The 20,375-nt window shown below is 56.3% G+C and carries 19 protein-coding genes and 1 tRNA gene; 7 read left to right on the top strand and 13 right to left on the bottom strand.

All coding sequences use genetic code 11. From position 1 onward, the window contains the following. Positions 1-324 precede the first annotated feature (324 nt). Positions 325-681 carry a hypothetical protein gene (locus tag H6G07_RS23435; protein ID WP_073610682.1) on the top strand — a complete coding sequence of 119 codons (357 nt, stop codon included), beginning with the start codon at positions 325-327 and terminating at the stop codon, positions 679-681. Positions 682-820: 139 nt separating this feature from the next. Here the strand turns inward: H6G07_RS23435 and H6G07_RS23430 are convergent, their stop codons facing one another. Next, the gene (locus tag H6G07_RS23430) at positions 821-1,417 is read right to left on the bottom strand and encodes a tetratricopeptide repeat protein (RefSeq protein ID WP_073610683.1); all 597 of its coding nucleotides are present in this window, start codon (positions 1,415-1,417) and stop codon (positions 821-823) included. 201 nt (positions 1,418-1,618) lie between these two features. Between H6G07_RS23430 and H6G07_RS23425 the strand changes: the two genes are divergently transcribed. After that, positions 1,619-2,017: a DUF5335 family protein gene (locus tag H6G07_RS23425; protein ID WP_073610684.1), complete on the top strand. Its 399-nt coding sequence runs from the start codon at positions 1,619-1,621 to the stop codon at positions 2,015-2,017. A gap of 174 nt (positions 2,018-2,191) precedes the next feature. Here H6G07_RS23425 and H6G07_RS23420 read toward each other — a convergent pair whose 3' ends face one another. Together H6G07_RS23420 and H6G07_RS23415 are read right to left on the bottom strand one after the other, a co-directional pair. Further along, positions 2,192-3,166 (bottom strand): aldo/keto reductase, encoded by a 975-nt coding sequence (locus tag H6G07_RS23420; RefSeq protein ID WP_073610685.1) that lies wholly within the window; start codon positions 3,164-3,166, stop codon positions 2,192-2,194. 218 nt (positions 3,167-3,384) lie between these two features. After that, positions 3,385-3,795: a MerR family transcriptional regulator gene (locus H6G07_RS23415; protein WP_073610686.1), complete on the bottom strand. Its 411-nt coding sequence runs from the start codon at positions 3,793-3,795 to the stop codon at positions 3,385-3,387. Between the two features lie 241 nt (positions 3,796-4,036). Between H6G07_RS23415 and H6G07_RS23410 the strand changes: the two genes are divergently transcribed. Together H6G07_RS23410 and H6G07_RS23405 are read left to right on the top strand one after the other, a co-directional pair. Then, positions 4,037-4,651, top strand: a complete 615-nt coding sequence (locus tag H6G07_RS23410) for a DUF6962 family protein (protein ID WP_073610687.1) — start codon at positions 4,037-4,039, stop codon at positions 4,649-4,651. Between the two features lie 213 nt (positions 4,652-4,864). Further along, positions 4,865-5,389, top strand: coding sequence for an orange carotenoid protein N-terminal domain-containing protein (locus H6G07_RS23405; RefSeq protein WP_073610688.1), 525 nt, complete (start codon positions 4,865-4,867; stop codon positions 5,387-5,389). 188 nt (positions 5,390-5,577) lie between these two features. Here H6G07_RS23405 and H6G07_RS23400 read toward each other — a convergent pair whose 3' ends face one another. The 6 genes from H6G07_RS23400 to H6G07_RS23375 all read right to left on the bottom strand — a co-directional run bounded on the left by H6G07_RS23400 (position 5,578) and on the right by H6G07_RS23375 (position 12,632). After that, complete coding sequence (locus H6G07_RS23400) at positions 5,578-6,444, bottom strand: nitrate ABC transporter ATP-binding protein (RefSeq protein ID WP_073610689.1); 867 nt, start codon at positions 6,442-6,444, stop codon at positions 5,578-5,580. A gap of 223 nt (positions 6,445-6,667) precedes the next feature. After that, positions 6,668-8,674, bottom strand: coding sequence for an ABC transporter ATP-binding/substrate-binding protein (locus H6G07_RS23395; protein ID WP_073610690.1), 2,007 nt, complete (start codon positions 8,672-8,674; stop codon positions 6,668-6,670). A 205-nt stretch (positions 8,675-8,879) separates the two neighbouring features. Beyond that, positions 8,880-9,731, bottom strand: a complete 852-nt coding sequence (gene ntrB, locus H6G07_RS23390; protein ID WP_073610691.1) for a nitrate ABC transporter permease — start codon at positions 9,729-9,731, stop codon at positions 8,880-8,882. A gap of 301 nt (positions 9,732-10,032) precedes the next feature. Further along, positions 10,033-11,382: a CmpA/NrtA family ABC transporter substrate-binding protein gene (locus H6G07_RS23385; protein WP_073610692.1), complete on the bottom strand. Its 1,350-nt coding sequence runs from the start codon at positions 11,380-11,382 to the stop codon at positions 10,033-10,035. A 642-nt stretch (positions 11,383-12,024) separates the two neighbouring features. After that, positions 12,025-12,097 (bottom strand) — tRNA-Phe (locus tag H6G07_RS23380). 85 nt (positions 12,098-12,182) lie between these two features. After that, positions 12,183-12,632, bottom strand: a complete 450-nt coding sequence (locus H6G07_RS23375; protein ID WP_073610693.1) for a PPC domain-containing protein — start codon at positions 12,630-12,632, stop codon at positions 12,183-12,185. Positions 12,633-12,854: 222 nt separating this feature from the next. Here H6G07_RS23375 and H6G07_RS23370 point away from each other — a divergent pair, with 222 nt between their 5' ends. Both H6G07_RS23370 and H6G07_RS23365 read left to right on the top strand, forming a co-directional pair. Next, on the top strand, positions 12,855-14,867 hold the full coding sequence (locus H6G07_RS23370; protein ID WP_199312384.1) for an FAD-dependent oxidoreductase: 2,013 nt from the start codon (positions 12,855-12,857) through the stop codon (positions 14,865-14,867). Between the two features lie 225 nt (positions 14,868-15,092). Beyond that, complete coding sequence (locus H6G07_RS23365; protein ID WP_242026961.1) at positions 15,093-16,259, top strand: esterase-like activity of phytase family protein; 1,167 nt, start codon at positions 15,093-15,095, stop codon at positions 16,257-16,259. A gap of 77 nt (positions 16,260-16,336) precedes the next feature. Here H6G07_RS23365 and H6G07_RS23360 read toward each other — a convergent pair whose 3' ends face one another. Further along, positions 16,337-16,891 (bottom strand): hemerythrin HHE cation-binding protein, encoded by a 555-nt coding sequence (locus H6G07_RS23360; RefSeq protein ID WP_073610695.1) that lies wholly within the window; start codon positions 16,889-16,891, stop codon positions 16,337-16,339. A gap of 234 nt (positions 16,892-17,125) precedes the next feature. Between H6G07_RS23360 and H6G07_RS23355 the strand changes: the two genes are divergently transcribed. Further along, positions 17,126-17,827 carry an SOS response-associated peptidase gene (locus tag H6G07_RS23355; protein ID WP_073610696.1) on the top strand — a complete coding sequence of 234 codons (702 nt, stop codon included), beginning with the start codon at positions 17,126-17,128 and terminating at the stop codon, positions 17,825-17,827. A gap of 154 nt (positions 17,828-17,981) precedes the next feature. On the opposite strand, the gene H6G07_RS23350 is transcribed toward H6G07_RS23355, so the two are convergent. The 3 genes from H6G07_RS23350 to H6G07_RS23340 form a co-directional block, all read right to left on the bottom strand. Next, positions 17,982-18,563, bottom strand: a complete 582-nt coding sequence (locus H6G07_RS23350) for an NADPH-dependent FMN reductase (protein WP_073610697.1) — start codon at positions 18,561-18,563, stop codon at positions 17,982-17,984. Between the two features lie 129 nt (positions 18,564-18,692). Next, positions 18,693-19,529, bottom strand: a complete 837-nt coding sequence (locus tag H6G07_RS23345; RefSeq protein ID WP_073610698.1) for an ABC transporter permease — start codon at positions 19,527-19,529, stop codon at positions 18,693-18,695. Beyond that, entirely contained in the window at positions 19,486-20,289 is an 804-nt protein-coding gene (locus H6G07_RS23340) for an ABC transporter ATP-binding protein (protein ID WP_073610699.1), read from the bottom strand. Before H6G07_RS23340 ends, H6G07_RS23345 begins: the two co-directional genes overlap by 44 nt. Between the last annotated feature and the right edge of the window lie 86 nt (positions 20,290-20,375).

Raw genomic sequence — 20,375 nt, 5'->3', positions numbered from 1 at the left:
GTAGGCTTTACTCATCGCTCTCACGGGGCTGTAGTCTTAGTAATCTCAGCCTAGACCGTGTGAGCTTTTTTACTGCCCAATCAACTTTTCAAACGCCCTCTAAGAAATACGAAAAAAGACACCGCAACGGCCTTTAGACGTATATCTTGGGGTCGATGTTGAGACTGTAGCAGTGCCCTAAGGTTGTAGTGCTATAGCTGAAAACACCGCAGACGCTATCTTAGGCTCTGTCAAAGGGTTGATTATGGAAGGCCTGCGATCGCGTCCGCAGCAGTTTTTGACTTTAAATATCGTTTACACAATTAAGTTGAAAGGATGATGACAATGAAACACGTTCTACGTCGCCTCAATCGCAACCTGGCTCGGATGTCTATGGTAGTGGTGGCTTCGCTGTTTTTGCTGTTGGGGATAGCTAACCCAGCAATGGCCTTTGGCAACTCCAGCAGCAGCCCCTCTGACGGCACCGCCCAAATGAACAACCTCCAGGAAACGTCAGAGCGTGCCCTCGACGCTGAACCCCGCAACCAGCAGGAAGTTCAGCGCAAGGCCCAGCGAGGCCCCAACGAAGTGCAGGGCGATGCTGACCTGCACACCATGAACTCCCCCGCAAATTCTCAATCGTCCACCACTGTGCAAGATCAAATTGAGAACGTTCTCGAAAAGATTACCCCCGGCAACTAGATTTCCTCGATACCAGCTATGTCTTGAGCTGCAAACTGATGCCTCAATCCCTCTCCTTGCAAAAGAAGAGGGATTTTTTTGGCCTACTGAACCGAGAACCGATCGATAAACGGGTTAGTCCTTCGAGGCTAGCCCGAAGCTAGCTAGCCCGGTGGCTGAGAACAATGTCTTGGCAGAGCCGCTGGAGGTTGGAGCGAGACCCAGCGGCTAGAGCTGGCCGAGCGACCCGGTGATAGCTGCGGTGAGCCTCCTCAAATCGCCCTAGACGCTGTAGGGCAATGCCGCGAAAGAGCCAGGCTTGGCTGTGGTTGGGGTTGAGCCAGAGGGCACGATTGCAGCAGGTAAGTGCGTCTTCTAAGCGGTTGAGCCAAATCAGCACTACGGCTTTTTGCACTAGCAGGCGAGGAGTGGCAAACCCCGCTAGGGTTTGGGCCTGCTCTAGGCTGGCTAGGGCAGCTTCGTAGCGGCTGAGGCAGGTGAGCGCTTCGGCCCGGTTGTGCCAGCTTTCGACATCGTGGGGCTGTAGGGCTAGGGCTTGCTCAAACAGCTCAAGGGCATCTTCAAAGCGGCCCATCTCCAGACGAATTTTGCCGAGTTCGCACTGGCCCATGGCAACGGTTTCGTCGTCGCGGAACGGTAGGGGCCTGGGCTTGGTGGCCAGATGGCCCTGGGGCGCTGCTGCGTTGGATCGAAGGCCGATGGGTAAGATTTGGCGATCGCGAACCATAGTTTCCATAGTGTCTGTCCTTTTCCTAGAGGAATCGGTGCATTTGCAACTAACGGTAATTAGCGGTTGTGGCGATATTGTGTCGGTGGCGTCTCAGTAGCGTCTCGGCGGTGATGCCCCAGCGAGATTTAGCCCTTTTGTCACAGCCTTGGCACAGCAATGACACACGACAAACCTACTCTAAACACCATTGTTAGGAGGAGGTAAACGATGAATCTGGAACTGTCCTACAAGCGGTATCAGCTTGATATTCCCCACGGCATTTGGCAAGAATTTTTTGCCCAGCTCACCGATGAGCACCGGGGGCGGTTGATTACTTTGAAGCAATTAGATCAAGAACTGGGCGACTTTAACGTGCTGTATCAAAAGCCGCTGTTTTCGATTACCTACGACCAGCCTGACCACACCAATGATCTGATGGTCACGGTCAACCGCTTTTTGGGCACCCGCGAGGCTGTCTATGCCCACCGGATTGTGTCTCCCCAGGCCGTTAGCATCATCACCGATGAAGATGGGGCAATTCAGTCTTGCACTATTACCGATGAGGATTACGCCCAAACCGTGATTAGTTTCCAGTTCCAGCGGCTGAGCCCAGCCGGAGGGTTTTAGGGCTGCGGGGTACTAACGTTTTTGAGAAGGGGTGCTCGATCAATCGGGCACCCCTATGTTTTTTGGGCAGTTTATCCAGGCAGTGGTCTAAGACATTCTGCGATCGCATTGAATACCTATTGATCTCCCCTGCCCCTGTCTGATTAAGGGGGACAGAGGGGTAGACAGCGCCACCTAGCGGTTGACGGTGCTCATGTCGGCGTAGCGATCGCCCACTGCTGCACCTTGAGGAGCCACAGCATCGATGCGATCAAGGTCGGCCTGGGACAGCTCAAGCTCCACTGCCGCCACGTTTTCTTCGAGGTACTTGCGGCGCTTGGTGCCAGGGATGGGCACCATGTCGTTGCCCTGGGCCAATAGCCAGGCTAGGGCGAGCTGGGCTGGGGTGACGCCCTTTTCCTGGGCGATCGCCTTGACCTGGTCAACTAAAGCCAAGTTTTTGGCAAAGTTCTCGCCCTGAAAGCGGGGGGCGTGGCGACGGTAGTCGTCAGGGGCAAAATCTTCGAGGCTCTGGAAGGCACCGGTCAAAAACCCGCGACCCAGGGGGCTATAGGGCACAAAGCCAATGCCCAACTCGCGCACCGTCGGTAGAATTTCGTCCTCTGGCTCCCGGCTCCAGAGCGAGTATTCGGTTTGTAGCGCGCTGATGGGGTGCACGGCGTGGGCGCGACGAATGGTGGCTGGGGCCGCCTCTGACATGCCCAAGTAGCGCACTTTACCTGCCTGCACTAGCTCGACCATCGCCCCGATGGTGTCTTCGATGGGTACTGTGGGGTCTACCCGGTGCTGGTAGTAGAGGTCAATGACCTCGACCCCGAGCCGTTTGAGTGAGTCGTCGCAGCATTGCTTGACGTAGTCAGGCTTGCCGCTAACGCCGCCCCAGCCGCCCTCGGCGGTGCGCACATTGCCAAACTTGGTGGCTAGCACCACCTGATCGCGACGATTTTTGATGGCGCGACCCACCAGCTCTTCGTTAGTAAACGGCCCATACATGTCGGCGGTGTCGAGCAAGGTGACGCCCAGCTCTAGGGCGCGGTGTAGGGTGGCGATCGCCTCCGCCTCATCGCGATCGCCGTAGAACTCTGACATGCCCATGCAGCCAAGCCCAATGGCAGAGACTTCGAGTTGACCTAATTTACGGGTTTTCATGGCTTAACTCCTTAGTTTGCGGTGGTTCAATGCAATATCGTTCTCCCCCAGCCCCAAGTAGGGACTGTAGTTCTCAAACTCGCGCAGCACAGGTTGACTGAACAGGCTCGCAAGGCAGAGACTCAAAGGCTGAATCCAGATTGCACAGCTGCCAAACTGGCGACGCTTGGTGCTGCGGCTGCCCTATCCTCAACCTGTCAGAGCTGTAACCCTACACCTTAAGCAGACTGGGTCTGTTTAGGTAGGTTGAGTGAGTCATGGAGGTTTGCCTCTAGCTCTGAGTAGTGCTGAATCTTCCAGTCGATGACGGCGAGGTTGTCTTGCAGCTGCTGAATTTGGGCCAGCACTGTTTCACGGTGAGATTCCAGGATTTGCTGCCGGCTGTGGAACCCAGAGTCGGGTTGAGACCTCACCAGCTCTGCGTACTCCTGCATTTGTCGAATAGGCATACCCGTCAGCCGCAGCTTATTCAAAAACTCGATCCAGCGGAGGTCGTTGGCTGAGTAGCGCCGATGGCCGCTAGTGGAGCGACCAATAGGCGCAATCAGGTTGCAGCGCTCGTAATAGCGCAATGTGTACACGCTAAGCCCAGTGGCGGCGGCGACCTGCTGAATGGTGAGTTCTTCCATATCTGCACGTTAGAGGTTAGAGCGCACTCTAAGTCAAGCAGAATTTTTTAGATCTATCTGGTTAGACCTGAAACAAGGGTGCTTGACCTAAAAAATCCGTTTGAAAACCGCTCGTTCATCAGAGTAAAGGCTCTTTGCTCTATCCAGCTGCCTGTGGGGCACAAAAGTGTTGAGATCGCATTCAGTATTAGACTTTAACCGCGGGCTGCAACTAGCCCAGGCTCCTTCGTTTTTCTCCGGCATGGCAGAACCCCTTACCACCTTGACCGACTACGCGATCGCCCTAGAGTGCCTGCTGCTGGCGGGTCTGCTGCTTGGGCAGGGCGGTGTGCAGCGGCTCTGGGCATTGGCTTTTACCAGCGTTAGCGGCGCGGCCCTGCTGGGGGGTATCTACCACGGGTTTGCCCACCAGATGTCTTTGCTCCAAAGGATTTGGCTCTGGCAGGGCATGGGTATAGCGGTGGCGATCGCCAGTTTTTTTACCCTTGTGGCCGCAGCCGTTCCCCTACGCCGGGGTGAGCGGTTGGCGCTGCTGGCGCTGGCAGCGGCAAAACTAGTTGGGGCGATCGCGGCGGGCTTTACTCTGTGGGGCTTTGCCCTGCGGGTGTCCGACTATCTCAGCGCGCTGCTCATTGTGCTGCTGGTGCAGTGGCTTCAGCGCCGTCACGATTCGCATGCCCCAGCCTGGATGCTGGCAGCGATCGCCCTCTCTGGACTGGGGGCGATCGGGCTGCTGATTCCCTGGCCTGGGGTCAGCCCTCTAGTGGTTTACCACCTGGTGCAAATGGTGGCGCTGTTCTGCATCTATCGTAGCGTTGCCGCTAAGCCCCTGGCCAATGCCGGTGTTCCTGGCTAGAGCTGAATTAGGGGTGAGGGAGAATTGGGTCGTAGTGGCAATGACCCCGTTGGCGATGGCGTATCGGAGAGTCGCTATGGCGTGAATGAGCCACCTTCATTACCACCCGTTGTTCTCTACCAATTGACTACAGCCATGTCTCCCTCGCAGCCGATGTTGGGGCACTGGCGGCGGGTTTAGGGTAAAGCGACGATACTAGATGTGGATGGCTATATGGCTTCTAACAATCAAACCACTCAAATTACTGAAGACTCAACTAATGATCTGTTTCAGCGCTACGATGCGCTGTCTGTAGACGACAAGCTGGCATTGCTCTACTACATCTATGAGGCCATGGGGGGCTCTATCACCCCGGCTGCACCCGAAGCCGCTGACCCTGAGCTGGCCGAGCCGCTAATCAAAGAGCTGTATGACCTATCGAAAGACGAGCAGCTTGAGGCCATGCGCAGCGTGGCGCGGGGCGAGCACAGCGACATCTCTGAGCGCTACGGTGCTCTGAGCGCCAACAACCAACTGCTGGTGTGGTATGGCTGGGCCGAAGCCATGGGCAAGCAAATTGTGGATATGCCCAGCGACTACGAAGCCGAAGGTGATGTCAGCAAAATTCTCTCTGACATCAAGGGCATGGAGTTCCAGTCACAGATCTCGTTGCTGCGGGAAGCCGCCACCCAAATGGGCTTTACCAGCGTCACTGCTCCCCCTCCCCTAGCCGAAACCGGCATTACCAACAGCTTGTAATGGGTGAGTAGCGCGATCGCCTTTGCAGCCCTAAAGGGTGTTTAGAGAGCGATTTGCTATGGCTTAGTCGTTGCCTGAATCAACCCGGCTTCCTTTCAGGGGGCCGGGTTGATTTATACAGTAAACGACGCGATAAGGCCGACTATTTTGCACGGTCTACTGGTACTGGCACTGCTGGCACTGACATCCTAGACTCCATCGTCGTGGGCAAAGCGGTTGTAGAGAAAGTCAAGGGCATGGTTGCGTAGCTGGTAGTACTGGGGGTCTTCCATAATTTGGTCGCGATCGCGGGGTCGCTCAAAGGGGATATCCATCACCTCACCGATGGTGGCGGCGGGGCCGTTGGTCATCATCACCAGGCGATCGGCCAAAAATAGGGCTTCGTCGATGTCGTGGGTGATCATCAATACCGTGCAGCGATGGTCGTTCCAAATCTTCAGCAGCTCTTCCTGGAGTTCTTCTTTGGTGATGGCATCGAGCGCTCCAAAGGGTTCGTCGAGAATCAGCACCTCGGGGCGAATGGCCAGAGCGCGGGCAATGGAAACCCGCTGGCGCATGCCGCCGGAGATTTGGTCGGGGCGCTTGTCGGCAGCTTCGGTGAGCCCCACCATGGCCAGGTGGTCGCGCACGATCGCTCGTTTTTGGGCCTCGGGCTTGTTGGGCCACACTGTTTTCACCGCTAGGTAAACGTTCTCAAACACGGTGCGCCAGGGCAGCAGGGCGTAGTTTTGAAAGACCACCATGCGATCGGGGCCAGGTTTGAGAATGGGTTGCCCGTTGAGGGTGACAGAGCCGCCCGTAGCTTGCTGAAAGCCTGAGACCAGGCTGAGCAGGGTCGATTTGCCGCAGCCGGAGTGGCCAATGAAGCAGACGAATTCGCCCTGTTGAATGGTCAGATTGACGTTTTCTAATACTGGGAATCTGCCCTTAGCGGTGGGGAAGCTCTTAGAGACTTGATCAAAGACTAAAAAGCCTTGGTCGGATGAGGTTGGGGATTCTACTAATTCGAGATGGCTGGGACGGCGGGACTTGAGATTGAGAGGGGCGGGTTGCATGGGTTTACTCCTGTGTTCTGGGTTGGGATGTTTTGAGTGACGGTGCGGGGGAAGGTGGGGTAAGTGGGGAAGGTCGGGTAGGTTGGGAAGGTGGGGAAGGTCGGGTAGGTGGGGGAGGTGGGGGAGGTGGGGAAGCACACCGGTCTGTCGTCGCTCCATCTCCTCCACCTTCCCTATCTCCCTCATCCTCCTCATCTCCCTGACTCCATCACTCCCCACTCCCCTACGCCGCCAAGGCTGCCATTCGCCCATCGAATACCACCTCGGCGATGGTAATGTCGCGTTTGATGGCAAGGCTGTTGAGGTAGCCGATCGGGTCTTGGGCGTCGAAGTCGGTGCCGTCGAACAGGTGAATGCTGCCGCGCGTGAATTTGGCATCGAGCAGGCCCAGTTCGCGGGCGGCGGTGCTGTAGACATCGACCCGCACAATGCGTTCGAGAATCTCTAGCCAGTTGCGGGGGAAGGGGACGTCGCCCCAGCGGGCGAGCTGGGTCATGTGCCAGAGGTGTTCGGTGCGGCTGGGGCGGTTGGCTCCGTCGCCAAAGAACAGGTGGTGGGCGTACTCGCGCATGGGCTTTTGCAGCTCGCAGACTTTGGTGTTGGGGTCGCCCAGGTGAATATAGTCAATTGGGGTGCCCAGGTAAGCTCGCTGGGAGAGAATCTGGCGAATCTCTAGCTCGTTCTCGGGGTCGGCGCAGTAGCGGCAGGCATCGAGCAGGGCCTTGGTGAGGGCGATGTGGGTGTTGGGGTAGGCGGCGGCCCAGTCTTCGCGCACGCCGAGCACTTTGCCGGGGTGGCCGTCGTAAATTTCGCGATCGGTGGCGATGGTAAAGCCGACCTCGTCCATGGCGGCGCGCAGGTTCCAGGGCTCACCGACGCAGAAGCCGTCGATCGCATTGTTCTTCAGATCCACCACCATCTGGGCGGGGGGAATGGTTTGCAGAGCCAGGTCGCGATCGGGGTCGATGCCGCCCGCCGCTAGCCAGTAGCGCAGCAGCAGGTTGTGCATCGATGACGGGTGCACCATGCCCATACGGTGTTGGGTTTCGGGGGTGCGGTGCAGCATGTCGCGAAAGGCATCCAGGCTGTGGATACCCTGGTCGTAGAAACGGCGAGATAGAGTGATGGCGTTGCCGTTGCGGGTCATGGTCAGCGCACTGACCACGGGCAGCGGGGTATTTTTGTGGCCGCCTAGAGAAAACCACAGAGGCATACCGGAGGGCATTTGGGCGGCATCCAGGTATCCCCCGGCGATGCCATCGACAATGCCACGCCAGCTGGTTTCGCGGGTCAGGTTGACTTCCTCCAAGCCGTGCTTGGCAAAGAAGCCTTTTTCCTTGGCGATCGCCACCGGGGCACAGGCGGTCAGCGGCACAAAGCCAATGTCCAAGTTCACTTTTTCTAACCCGTGGCGAGCCACCGCCGTAGTTTTCCTGGCCCGCAGCTTTTTGATCCGCTTTTGCTGGTTGAGGAAGTAGATAATTTCGCTACGCAGGCTGTAGTAGCTGGGGTGCTCAACCACCTCCATGCGCTGGCGGGGGCGGGGAATATCGACTTCTAAAATGTTGCCAATTTCGGCACCGGGGCCGTTGGTAAGCATGACGATGCGATCGCTGAGCAGCACCGCCTCATCCACATCGTGGGTAACCATGACTGCGGTGACGTTGTTCTCGTCGCAGATGCGCATTAGCTGGGTTTGCAGATTGCCCCGAGTTAGCGCATCCAGCGCCCCAAAGGGTTCATCCAGCAGCAGCAGCTTGGGGCGAATGGCCAGGGCGCGGGCGATCGCTACCCGCTGCTTCATCCCACCCGAGAGCTGGTCGGGCCATTTATCGGCGGCCTGTTGCAGACCCACCAGGTTGATGTGCTCTTCAACAATGGCGCGGCGATCGCCCTTGGGCATGTCGCCATAGACCGAGTTCACCGCCAGAGCGATGTTTTCGCGCACCGATCGCCAGGGCAACAGCGAATAGTTTTGAAAGACCACCATGCGATCGGGGCCGGGTTCGGTGATTTTCTTGCCCTCCAAGGTGAGCACCCCCGAGCTGGGCAGCGAGAGGCCAGCAATCATATTTAGCAGGGTCGATTTGCCACAGCCCGAGTGACCAATAAAAGAAACAAACTCGCCTTTTTTGATCGCCAAATCAATGCCTTTAAGGGCGATATATTCACCGCCATCAGATAAGGAAAAGACCTTCTCAACCTGATCTACTGCCACCAATAAGCTCATAGTTCTATCCTTGCGATCGTCGTAGAGTAATGCCGTAGTTCAAATTTGCGAAAATTGAATTATCTGTAGGGTGCATAGCGCTAAGGCGCGGCGGTGCCTACGCGAAGCAATGCACTATTGCATGCATCTAGGTGCATTGCGGCCTATAAGTCGAGTCATTTATCAGAGATTTGGCAGCCGCGAATGCACCCTACAGGTTTCTTCCTTACTTCCTAGTCGGAGCAATCTTCATCTGCAAAAAGGCGATCGCGCGATCGAGCAGCAGACCGACAAAGCCGATATAAAACACTGCCAAGATAATCTCGCTGATGTAGTTCTGCTGGTAGGCATCCCAGATAAAGAAGCCGATGCCCACAATCCCCGACATCACAATTTCTGCTGCAATAATCGCCAGCCAGGCCAGACCGATTGCGATCCGCAACCCGGTAAAAATGTAGGGCAGCGCCGACGGAAACAGAATGTTTAAGTAGTAGTCTTTGCGCGACAGTTGCAGCACCTTGGCCACGTTGTCGTAGTCTTCTGGGATCTGCCGCACACCCTCGATAGTGTTAATCAGAATAGGCCACACGGCAGTAATGAAAATTACGAAGATGGCGGCGGGCTGGTTTTGTTGCAGCGCCACCAGGGCGATCGGTACCCATGCCAGGGGTGCCACCATCCGCAAAAACTGAAAGATTGGGTAGGTGGCCTTATTGAGCCAGGGGCTAGTGCCCACTAAAACCCCGACCGAAATACCGACCACAGCCGCAGCGGTGTAGCCTTGAGCCACCCGTCCCAGGCTCGCCCAAGTCTGCCAAAAGAGCCCCTTGTTTAACCCGCCCAGGTCGTAAAACGGGTAGAGCAGCAGCTCACGGGTGCGCGTGTCAGTCCACAGGCTCAGCGGCCCAGGTAGCCGAGTTATTCCCGACGACGACACCAGTTGCCAGACCGTTAAAAATACCGCAATACCAATGATGGGAGGAATCAGGTCAGGGCCATGTTTTTGCCAAACCTGCTGAACCGAGGCCAGGACAGGGTTAGGGCGAGTTTGCTTACGAACTTGAGACTGAGTAACCATAGTTGCCGTACCTGGGTTAAAAGGAAAAATCGAAAACCGTTTGAGGAGGAAACCCACCCCGGCCTTTCTTTGGGGAGACCGACCGAGGTAGGCTGGTTCAGGCACCGGGGCAAGAGGGAATGGGGCTGCTGTGGACGATGAGGACCCCATGCTCTTGCCCTTGGTCATCTCTCTCTGAACCAGTGCTGTTGGAAGGAATAGAGTGGATGTGTGGATGGGTGAATGTATAGATGGAGAAAGGAATTGAGTATGATCAACCCACCTACCCATCCACCCGCCTACCCATCTACCCCTCTCCCTCCTAGACCCGCTTAATCTGGAGGCTGTTGAGGTATGCCTCAGGGTCGGCGGGGTCAAACTTGATACCGTCAAAGAAGGTTTCAACACCGCGAGATGTATCGGCGGGAATATCGGCAGTAAACCCTGCTTCGGTAGCGGCTTCGCGCCAAAGATCTTCGCGGTTAACAGCGTCGACCATGCGTTTAACGGTGTCGATGTCGGTGAGCTTGTCTTTGTGGAAACCCCAGCGCAGACTTTCGGTGAGAAACCAGAGGTCGTGGCTCTTGTAAGGATAAGAAACGCTACCCTTGGGGTCTTTCCAGTACAGCGGCCCAGCATCAAAACTATTGATGTCGGCCTTATTATCGCCCATGGTGTAATTGCCTTTGAACGGATTCGCCAGCACTTCGGCAGGAATGTTGAAGTAATTGCGACCGGCGGTGATCTGCACTAGCTCATCGCGGTTTTCGGGCTTATCGGCCCATTGTTGGGCTTCCATAATGCCTTTAAGCAGGGCCTTAGTCGCTTTGGGGTTGGCATCGACCCAATCGGCTCGGATCGCCAAGTATTCCTCAGGGTGAAAGGCCCACATTTCCTGGGTCAGTGCCCCCAAAAACCCAACTTTGTCGCTCACAATTCGGTAGGGCCAAGGGTCACCGGTGCTGAAGGCATCCATAGTGCCGTTACGCATGCCCTGCAACGTTTCAGCAGATGGCACTGTCAACAGCTCAACATCTTGGTCGGGGTCAATGCCGCCAGCGGCAAACCAGTAGCGAATCCAAAAATCCTGGTTGGCGTTAGGAAAGGTGAAAGCAGCCTTAAACTTGCGCCCCTGGTCAGCGGAAAAACCCTTGATATAGTCTGCTGCCCCAGAGAGATCTAGCCCCAAGTCTTTACCTTGGTGCTGATTGGCAATAGCAATGCCATTCCCCTGGGTGTTGAGCATCGCCAACACATACATAGGGACTTTTCTGCCGTCGGTAATAATGCCTTCACTGAGTAGATGAGGCATGGGCATTTGCCACTGGCCGCCGTCAATGCCGCCACCGGCAGAACCAATGGTGACGTTATCCCGCGCCGCAGCCCAGCTCGCCTGCTTGGCGACTTCTACCTCAGTCATGCCGTACTTGGCAAAAAAGCCCTTTTCCTGAGCAATGATCAGCGGGGCCGATTCTACGATGGGAATGTAGCCCAGCTTGACCTTAGTAGTTTCGGGGGCGTCACCGGCAGCCACAGGGCCGGGGGCAGCGGTGGCTGCCGAGGTGGTGACTGTAGCCGAGGGGGGATTGCCCAAACAGCCTTTGAGCAGCAGCGAACTAGCCGCCGATACACCAGCGGTAACCAGAAACTTGCGACGCGAATAATCAGACATAGAACCTCCTTTCAACGCTCCGGACTAGGGGCGCTCTGAACGATAGGGATAGTGGTTAAAGGCTTGGGGGCGAGCACTGTGGTCGAGACGACCTGCTTTTAGGGCAAAAATTAGGGTATTTACCCAACAGGTTCACCGGTCGCGTAGGATTTATTTTTATCAATCCTAGTCTCTTTATCCATGTCACTGAGTCTATACTGTTTCCCTGGCTTGTAAATCCCCCAAGCCCACAAAATCCGGATGCAATTTTTAATGCGAATGATAGGTTGGGCTTATAAAATAGATGTTCTGTAATAGATTCAATTAATAATTTCGTGCCAAAATTGAGAGTGTCGAACTCACCCCATCCGTGTAGGCCTAGAGTGTGGCCTTTGGCATCACCCATGGCTTTTGCTCCCACTGGGGGGTAGAGTTGTTCGCCCAAGCGCACTCGCTGGGCGGGTTGACCAGCGGCAAGGCCTCTCTGCTTGCAAAGCTACGTTTCGCGCTCTTATCTCACACCAGTCCGACTGGCTACTGAGTTGAGCAATTACGTCCCCCAAAACTCGAAGCTGTCCAAAAAGGACAACGCGAAAATCGGGGGCTGCAAAGCAAAAGCCCCGAATCGTTTAGACCCAGGGCTTTTTGCTTGATTTAATTGAATGCCAGGAGGCGGGCTTGAACCGCCGACACGAGGATTTTCAGTCCTCTGCTCTACCAACTGAGCTATCCCGGCTGGGGGTGCGAATTTCAGCGCTCAATCAAGATAGCAAGTTAACGTCACCCCTGACAAGGCCATTGAGAAAAAATGCTGTCGCTTTCTATTGCACCTCGCGCAGGCGGGCCACCTTGAGGTAAAAATTACCGGCACCTTGCCCTGCGTAGGCGCTCACCCGCACCGTGTAGGTACCTGACTCGCCAATGCGGGCGAACAGCAAAGAGTTAGTAGTGCCGTCGGGGCCGTCGTCGTTTTCGCCTACGGTGACGCCGTCTTTGTTCATCAAAATGACCAGGGTGTCAAACTCTTCAGAGGTGACATCGACGGCCACTTGATCTCCCGCCTCTAGATTGACCGTATAGTCGCGGGCAAACCCACCGGTGCCGGTAGGGATGTCGCGATCGCTCAGGGCATCGTTAACTTCTCTAGATGCCGGTAGCGAAATGGGCGAATAAACTGTGGTCTGCGCCTTGGCTGGCAGTGAAGTCAGCGCCAGGGTAGTCAATGCTAGAGGAAGCAGCAGGCCGCGCTGTAGCCGGAGGTGAAATTGCATAGATTGTGAAAGATTTAGAGAGACAAATTTGCCCAAAGGCACGAGATCGTGCTCATTATGGCCTAAATTTTGGGGTTGCTTCGAGAACTAAAAGAGTCTACATATAATTGGCTTGGCAAACACTTTGCAGAGCGTACGGGGTGAAGGCTCGGTGAGCTGCGGTTTTGGTTGCATCGTTTCTCAATTTCGTTGCTACACTCACAGACGACCAATGCCCTAGGTATGCCGCCCTTGTCCATGCTAGAGCGCCCTCGCTATCGTTCAGCGTCATCAAAGCCTCGTGCCAAGCGCAAGCGGCGGCGATCCCGCAGACCTCGGTTGATGATGATGGCCCTGATCAGCAGCACCCTGTTGCTGGTTGCTTTTCGGGGTGCCAGCGAATACTGGCGTCAGCCTCTCGAATTTAGCCAGCGTCCGGTAGGGCAAATTGTTAACCGGGCCGAAGTTGCCACCGGCATTCGCCAGATTCAAACTGCCAATGGACGGCCTACCCTCAACCCGCTCCCCCTGGCTGAAGAGGTGTGGACCTGCGAGGTGGTCGTGATTGGCGGCACCTTGGGTGGGGTTGCCGCCGCCTCCCAGGCGATGAAAACTGGCGTCACCACCTGCCTGATTGAGCTCACTCCGTGGCTGGGTGGGCAGCTCAGTTCCCAGGGAGTATCGGCGATCGACGAATCGCGGGCGATGCGGTGGCGACGCAATTTTTCCCCTAGCTGGGAGGCGTTTAAGGATCTGATCAAGCGCCAGCCCGTCTATCTGCCTGATTGGACGGGTATGCCTGCCCAACTGCCGGTCGAGAGCACCAATAGCTGCTGGGTAGGTGAACTGTGCTTTACCCCCCGCGCTGGGGCCACGGCTGCTGAAATGTGGATGCGGGACGCAGCGCAGAATGCTCCTGAGAGCCGTTGGGCCACCTCTACTGCCTTTAAAGGAGCCGCCTTCGATGCTTCGGGGCGCTATGTGACAGCTGTGTACGGGGTGCGGCGCGTTCCTCTCGATCCAGACTATGTGCCGACCGGGCGGCTTTCCCAGGAGCTAGGGCGGTGGTACGCCTGGTCAGATGATGAGGCCTACAACAAAATTCCCATCCGCCTACAGCCGCCGCCAAACCGATCCATGATTGTGATCGACGCGACGGATACCGGCGAGCTGGTGGGCTGGGCTAACCTGCCCCACCGCATTGGCTCTGACGGCCAGGGCTTTACCGGAGAGGTCAACGCGCCGCCGCAGGATAATCCTGACTGTACCCAGGCTTACACCTATCCCTTTGTGCTGGCTACCCTCGACGACAAAAATGAGAGCCTTAAGGAGCTGCAAAAGCTAGAACCTGCTCTATCTAAGGCCGATCACCGCAAAGAATTTAATCTAGAAGGGTTTCCATTCTTTGATTTTGGCAGTGTGTTTAACTATCGGCGCATTGTCAGCCAGCGGGCGGGAGACTCAAATGTCAACCGCACTCAGCCCGGCGAAATGACTTTAATCAACTGGAATAAGGGCAACGACTGGCACTTTATGGATCCGCCTTTGGTGTTTACCGAAGAAGATGTTCGCCTGTCGGGGCAGCGCCAAGATTGGCTCGGCGGACTATCGACCGAGTCGCTTACCTACGGTGAAGCTCATGCGCTCCAGTTTGCCGAGTGGCTGATTGAAAAAGAGAGCACTAAGAAGCTGCCACTAACGTTTTTGCGGGGAGAGGATTCACCCCTAGGTACTGAGTCCGGCCTCAGTATGGTGCCCTATATTCGCGAGGGCCGCCGCATTTTGGGCCGACCTGCCTACGGTCAAGACAGCTTTATGGCGGTGGAGGCCGACCTGCGAGAAGACATGACTGGGGGGCGTGATTTTAGAGCAACGGCTGTAGCCCTGGCCCACTACGACATTGATATTCACGGCTGCCGCTATCGATCTTGGCGACCTTCCTACGAGGCGGCGGGGGCCAGCATTAAAGAATTTGTGGTGCGTCCGCTGCAAGTTCCTTTAGAGGCGCTGGTGCCCCAGGGCGTAGACAATGTGCTGATTGGCGGTAAGAGTGTGGCCGTCAGCCACATCGTCAACGGCGTGACGCGGGTGCACTATGGCGAGTGGAGCATTGGTGGGGCATCAGGAGCGACAGCGGGCTGGCTGCTGCGCTATGCCAAGCCCAATGATCTGACCCCGGCCCAGGTGGTAGTAACCGGGCAAATGCCTGCTCTACAACAATTTTTGATCGACCAAGGGCTGAAATTTACTTGGTAATGAGGGCAAGGCAACGGCGATTTGCTCGCGCTAGTTAGCTAGATTGAGGCTCATTCAGGTGAGTACCTGCCACTAAAACGGGGAATTTGCGCAGGGACAACTGTCAGCAACGCGATCGCTTTCCAAGGCTAAAGTCTACCGTCTAGAGCTGGTGAACCCGTAGCTCAGTGAATGCGGCCTTGGCCTATCCTAGAGGGTGCTGAGCGATGGGTGAGGGGGTTATCGATGGCAGAGTGGATGGGCCAGATGCTACGGCGAATTGGGCGGCGGCGATCGCTCGCGCTCCTACTTTTGCTGGCGCTCACTAGCTGTGCCATACCCCAGATCAAAGCCGAAGACCGGCTGTTTTTGCCGCTCACCGCTGAGCTGCTAGATGTCTATACTCTGCCGCCCCGGTCGTTTGAGGGCACCACGGTGGGTGGACTGTCGGCTCTGGCCTACGATCGCCCCCGCGACCTACTCTATATTCTCTCGGACGACCGGGGGCGGTTTGGCCCTGCCCGCTTTTATACCTTCGCCATTACCCTAAAGCGCAGCGGCCCGCCCCAGTTTGACACCGTCACCCTCGAAGCCGTTACTCCCCTGCTCGATGCCGAGGGCAACCCCTATTCCCGGGGCAGCCTCGACCCCGAGGGCATTGCCCTATCGCCTCGCGACACGCTATTTATTGCCAGCGAGGGAGATGTGCGCCAGGGTGTGCCACCCTTGATCGGTGAGTTTGACCGCGAGACGGGGCGGGCGATCGCCACCCTACCGCTGCCCCAGCGCTACCTGCCCGACACTCCTGACAGCCCCACCCAGGGGGTGCAAAACAACCTCAGCCTAGAGGCGCTCACCGTCACCGGGTCGCCCAGCGGGGCGGGCATGACTGAGCCTTTTCGTCTCTTTGCCGCCACGGAGTCAGCCCTGGTTCAAGACTACAATGCCGATCCTAGCCAGCCCCTCAACAGCCGCTTTTTGCACTACCTAATTGGTGACGACCAGACTACGTTGATTGCCGAGCATCGCTATCCTCTCGACTTAGAACCCTCTGGCGCTGTAGTGAATGGCCTCACCGACCTGCTGGCAATTGACCCAGCCGGACACTTTCTGGCCCTAGAGCGAGCGGCGGGCCTGCGCGGGTTGCAGGTAAAGCTGTACCAACTGGCCACGGGCGGCGCGACCGACACCTCGACCATCCCCAGCCTGAGCGGCGATGTGTCGGGCAGTTCGCCCATTCGCAAGCAGCTAGTGCTCGATTTTGCCGAGACGCCCTTGGCGGTAGATAACCTGGAGGGTATGACCCTAGGCCCGCGCCTGCCCGACGGCAGCCAGAGCCTGCTGCTGGTCAGCGACAACAACTTTGAGAGCGATCGCGCCACCCAATTGATTCTGCTGCGTTTGCAGATGTAATGCTCTGACTCCACAAAAATGATACGCAAAGCAAGGGGGCAGGCCGAGGCTTGCCCCCCTTGCTTAACGACTAAAGACTAGCTAACAGCGCTGCCGATCGCCCCTTTGAGAGCCGCAATACCCTGCTCAACGCTGGCCCACAGACCCATATCAGGCTCTTGACCCGCTATTTCACGAGTGCCAACAAAGTAAAGCACGCCCTTAAGAACTTCTTGGTGGGCCCGATTTTCAAAGTTGACTTTATTGAGCGGCTCCATAGCATTTTGAAGCGAATCGCTCAAGGTTTGACCCACTTTGTGCAGCACTAAACCATTCATCGTCTGCTGGTGCTTTAGCAATTCAAGCTGAAAAAACTTGTCGTATAGCGATAGTTCTGAGCCATCCATCATCTTAGTGACGGCCTCGGCATGTTTTTGGGTAATGTCGCGTGGCTCTGCGGCAGAACCTAGTTTAGTCACAGCCTCATCGATGTTGCTGAGGTTGGCGCGATCGCTCTTCAGCATCCCTTCCAGACGCTCACGAATGGTGTGATCATCGGTGGCTGCCATTAGCTTTTGCTCGGTGTCAATCAAGACATTTTGAAAAAGCTTTAGGTCAGCAAGCTTGGTTGCTAAGGTTGTCGTATCAGTCATTAGATATATTTCCTAATTAGAAGTTTGATCGTGTGACATTTCTTATGATTCCGTGGGAATTCAGGGGCACCCTCCCTCTTTAGAAAGGTTCGAGTCGAAAGCCCTATCGACTGTCAAAAGCAAGGTGGTTCTGCCCTATGCCCTAATAACCTCACACCATCCACCTAACAGCAGACCAGGGCTACCTTACCCAATTGCTACCATAGCGATAGTGTGCAAGCAGGAAGATGGGCAATGTGTGGACGGTTTAGTCTCAACAAAACCGGTGATGACCTGGCTGATGACTTTTTGCTGCGGTCTATTCCCCCCGTCATGCCGCGTTACAACATTGCGCCCAGTCAGCCCATCGCAACGGTGGTGGCTACCCCCGAAAATTCAGAGCCCCACTTCGACTTTCTGCTCTGGGGGCTAATTCCTAGCTGGGCCAAAGACCCTGCCATCGGCAGCCGCATGATCAACGCTCGCGCCGAAACCGTGGTCGAAAAGCCGTCCTTTCGTGCTGCCTTTAAGCGCCGTCGCTGTCTGATCTTGGCCGATGGATTTTATGAATGGGAAACCATTCCGGGGCAGAAAACTAAGCAACCCCACTACATTTTTCTCAAAGACCACACGCCCTTCGCCTTTGCCGGGCTGTGGGAACACTGGAACGACCCGGCCAGCGGCGGCGAACTGCAAACCTGCACCATTCTCACCACCGCAGCCAACGAGCTGATGGAGCCGATTCACACCCGCATGCCGGTGATTTTGGCCCCTGAAGATTACGCTGCCTGGCTCGACCCTGACTACTATCAGCCCCAAACGCTTCAAGGGATGCTGTGTCCCTACGAGGCTGAAGCGATGGATCGCTACCCGGTTTCGACGATGGTCAACAAGCCCCAACACGATTCCTCAGACTGTATTGAACCCCTGGATGAAGGAGTACCAGAGGGCGATTAAAAGGGGCGTTGCTGATCAGCAGTATGATTTGCCCCCCTAGCCCCCCAATTCTGGGGGGAACCGGACGACTTCAAAGTTCCCCAAACTTGGGGGGTTGGGGGGCCGATGCAGCAACTGTTGCTTTTGCAGATTCATACCTCAATTCAGCAACGCCTTAAAAGGGTTTACCTTTCTGCTGACGCTGACGTTGCAGGGCTTCTTCATACCACTCCAGTTCATCTAAAAAGGAGTCCAGCCGTTTGACCAAAGCGGGATCTTGGGGAGAGCCTTCGGCATCGAGGGTTTCCGTAATTTTTGAAATAGCAAACATCGACGAAATTGTTGGCATGCCCATCTCGCCCAGCATCACCCGCAGGTGAACGGCGGCCCGCACACCCCCAAAGCCGCCCACGGAGTAAGACACAATCCCCGCCGGACGAAAGTAGTATTCTTCGAGGAAATGATCCATTAAATTGCTCAACCCCGGCTGTATGGAGTGGTTATATTCGCCCGTTACCACCACAAAGCCGTCGGCGGTGCGAATGTGCTCGGCCAATTCCTCCATTTTGGCTGGAGCCTGACCGGGTTCGTACTCTTTATACATGCGATCGAGCAGGCCAAAGTCGTACTCTAGAGCATCGGCAAACACCGTGGTATGGCCGCGCTGAGCTAGCTGGTTGAGTAGGAACCTGGCGGCCCGAATACCGTTGCGATCGCGCCGATAAGAGCCATAGAACACTACGGTTTTAAAGGCCATAGGAATCAACCTCAATCAGGATACGAATGTTACTAACTCCTGCCCCATCCTATTGTTCTAACCTGAAACTTCCGCGAGAGAATCGCCCTGGCGAATTAGCGCATGTTCCCTCATTCTTGGTGCTGCCCCCTATCGCACCAGACGTGGATACAGTCGTCCGCAAAAGGCGATCAGCACAGCGGCCACTGCCACTAAAATCCCCAGGCTCAGCCCCAGAGGGTAGCTGCCTGCCGGTTCTACCAGCATTAGCTGGCGCAGGGCATCGACCATGTAGGTTAGGGGGTTGAGCCGCGACACCACCTGAAGCCAGGCGGGCATGATCGAGATTGGGTAAATCGCGTTGCTGGCAAAAAACAGCGGCATCATCATCAGCTGGCCTACCCCCATCACCCGCTCGTGAGTCTGCGCCCAGCAGGCAACGATGAGGGAAAAAGTCGAAAACAGCGCTGCCCCTAGCATCACCACCAGGGCTACGCCAAGAATTGCGAGGGGGTTCCAGTTGATGGCGACGCCCATCAGCGCCGCCACAATATAGATGATCAGCAATTGCGATAGACACCGCACCCCGGCCCCGATCGCCTTGCCCAGCACCAGCGCCGCCTTGGGCGCTGGGCTGACCATCAGCTTGTGCAAAATGCCGAGGTCTTTTTCCCAAATCACCAGCAGCCCGGTAAAAATTGACATAAATAGAACGCTTTGGGCCAAAATGCCCGGCGTCATAAAGTCGATGTAGCTGAGGTTGCCGGTGGGGATGCCCCGCACCTGGGTAAACACCTGGCCAAAGATGGTCAGCCACAGCACTGGCTGCACGGCGCGGGTAAATAGCTGAATAGGGTCGTGGCGCAGCTTGCGAATTTCTAGCTCGGCGGCGACTAAGGCCTTGGCAATAAAGTCCCCCACGGGGGCGGTAACTCGGCTGGGGCTAGCCCAACCGCTTAGCGGTGCGGCGTGTGGTTGACGTGTCACGATAGCTTCCTTCGTTATCTGTAGTGAGTGGATTTTGGGTGTAGTGGATGAAGACATCATCCATGGTCGCTTCGGGGTGGGGCACGGTGGCCTTGAGGGCAGCGGGGGTGCCGATCGCCACCTGTTGCCCCTGATAGAGCATGGCGATGCGATCGCACAGCACATCCGCCTCTTCCATAAAGTGGGTGGTGAGAAACACGGTGGTCTGGTAGTCGCGCCGCAGCTGCAAAATCAGATCCCACATGGTCTTGCGGGCTACTGGGTCAAGCCCTACCGTGGGCTCGTCGAGAAATAAAACCGGGGGCCGGTGCAGGGTGGCCTGGGCGATCTCTAGCCGCCGAATCATGCCGCCGGAGTAGGTGTTGACCAGGCGATTCGCCACCGGGTCGAGTCCGACGTAGTGCAGAGCAGCGTGGATGCGATCGAGCCGCTGTCGCCGGGGCACGCTATAGAGCTTGGCCAAAATCAGCAGGTTTTCATAGCCGGTCAGGTTGCCGTCTACCGAGAGGGCCTGGGGCACGTAGCCAATGCTGCGCTGCACCCCGGCGGGCTGGCGGCCAAGGTCGTATCCAGCGATCGCGGCCCGCCCGCTACTGGCAGGCAGCAGGGTGGTGAGCATTTTAATCACTGTGCTTTTGCCCGCCCCATTTGGCCCCAGCAGACCAAAGATTTCCCCCGGTTCTACGGTGAGGGAGAAACCATCGACGGCTGTTTTGGTGCCAAAGCGCTTCGTTAGTTCTTGAATTTCAATCATCGGCATAGGTCTGAGAGGGGTGGGGAGTGAGAGAGTGGAGAGTGAGGGAGTAGGGGCGTGGAAAGTGAAAAGTTCAAAATGTAAAAGGCAAA

It is taken from the genome of Phormidium tenue FACHB-1052, assembly GCF_014696675.1.
GTDB classification, from domain to species: Bacteria; Cyanobacteriota; Cyanobacteriia; order Phormidesmidales; family Phormidesmidaceae; genus Nodosilinea; species Nodosilinea tenuis_A.
The sequence above is the reverse complement of the archived record's forward strand: the minus strand, read 5'-3'. Positions and strand labels throughout refer to the sequence as shown.

Excerpts from the sequence above, each read along its gene's own strand:
- H6G07_RS23435 (WP_073610682.1), top strand. The coding sequence starts at position 325 with ATGAAACACGTTCTACGTCGCCTCAATCGCAACCTGGCTCGGATGTCT.
- H6G07_RS23430 (WP_073610683.1), bottom strand. The coding sequence starts at position 1,417 with ATGGAAACTATGGTTCGCGATCGCCAAATCTTACCCATCGGCCTTCGA.
- H6G07_RS23425 (WP_073610684.1), top strand. The coding sequence starts at position 1,619 with ATGAATCTGGAACTGTCCTACAAGCGGTATCAGCTTGATATTCCCCAC.
- H6G07_RS23420 (WP_073610685.1), bottom strand. The coding sequence starts at position 3,166 with ATGAAAACCCGTAAATTAGGTCAACTCGAAGTCTCTGCCATTGGGCTT.
- H6G07_RS23415 (WP_073610686.1), bottom strand. The coding sequence starts at position 3,795 with ATGGAAGAACTCACCATTCAGCAGGTCGCCGCCGCCACTGGGCTTAGC.
- H6G07_RS23410 (WP_073610687.1), top strand. The coding sequence starts at position 4,037 with ATGGCAGAACCCCTTACCACCTTGACCGACTACGCGATCGCCCTAGAG.
- H6G07_RS23405 (WP_073610688.1), top strand. The coding sequence starts at position 4,865 with ATGGCTTCTAACAATCAAACCACTCAAATTACTGAAGACTCAACTAAT.
- H6G07_RS23400 (WP_073610689.1), bottom strand. The coding sequence starts at position 6,444 with ATGCAACCCGCCCCTCTCAATCTCAAGTCCCGCCGTCCCAGCCATCTC.
- H6G07_RS23395 (WP_073610690.1), bottom strand. The coding sequence starts at position 8,674 with ATGAGCTTATTGGTGGCAGTAGATCAGGTTGAGAAGGTCTTTTCCTTA.
- ntrB (WP_073610691.1), bottom strand. The coding sequence starts at position 9,731 with ATGGTTACTCAGTCTCAAGTTCGTAAGCAAACTCGCCCTAACCCTGTC.
- H6G07_RS23385 (WP_073610692.1), bottom strand. The coding sequence starts at position 11,382 with ATGTCTGATTATTCGCGTCGCAAGTTTCTGGTTACCGCTGGTGTATCG.
- H6G07_RS23375 (WP_073610693.1), bottom strand. The coding sequence starts at position 12,632 with ATGCAATTTCACCTCCGGCTACAGCGCGGCCTGCTGCTTCCTCTAGCA.
- H6G07_RS23370 (WP_199312384.1), top strand. The coding sequence starts at position 12,855 with ATGCCGCCCTTGTCCATGCTAGAGCGCCCTCGCTATCGTTCAGCGTCA.
- H6G07_RS23365 (WP_242026961.1), top strand. The coding sequence starts at position 15,093 with ATGGCAGAGTGGATGGGCCAGATGCTACGGCGAATTGGGCGGCGGCGA.
- H6G07_RS23360 (WP_073610695.1), bottom strand. The coding sequence starts at position 16,891 with ATGACTGATACGACAACCTTAGCAACCAAGCTTGCTGACCTAAAGCTT.
- H6G07_RS23355 (WP_073610696.1), top strand. The coding sequence starts at position 17,126 with ATGTGTGGACGGTTTAGTCTCAACAAAACCGGTGATGACCTGGCTGAT.
- H6G07_RS23350 (WP_073610697.1), bottom strand. The coding sequence starts at position 18,563 with ATGGCCTTTAAAACCGTAGTGTTCTATGGCTCTTATCGGCGCGATCGC.
- H6G07_RS23340 (WP_073610699.1), bottom strand. The coding sequence starts at position 20,289 with ATGCCGATGATTGAAATTCAAGAACTAACGAAGCGCTTTGGCACCAAA.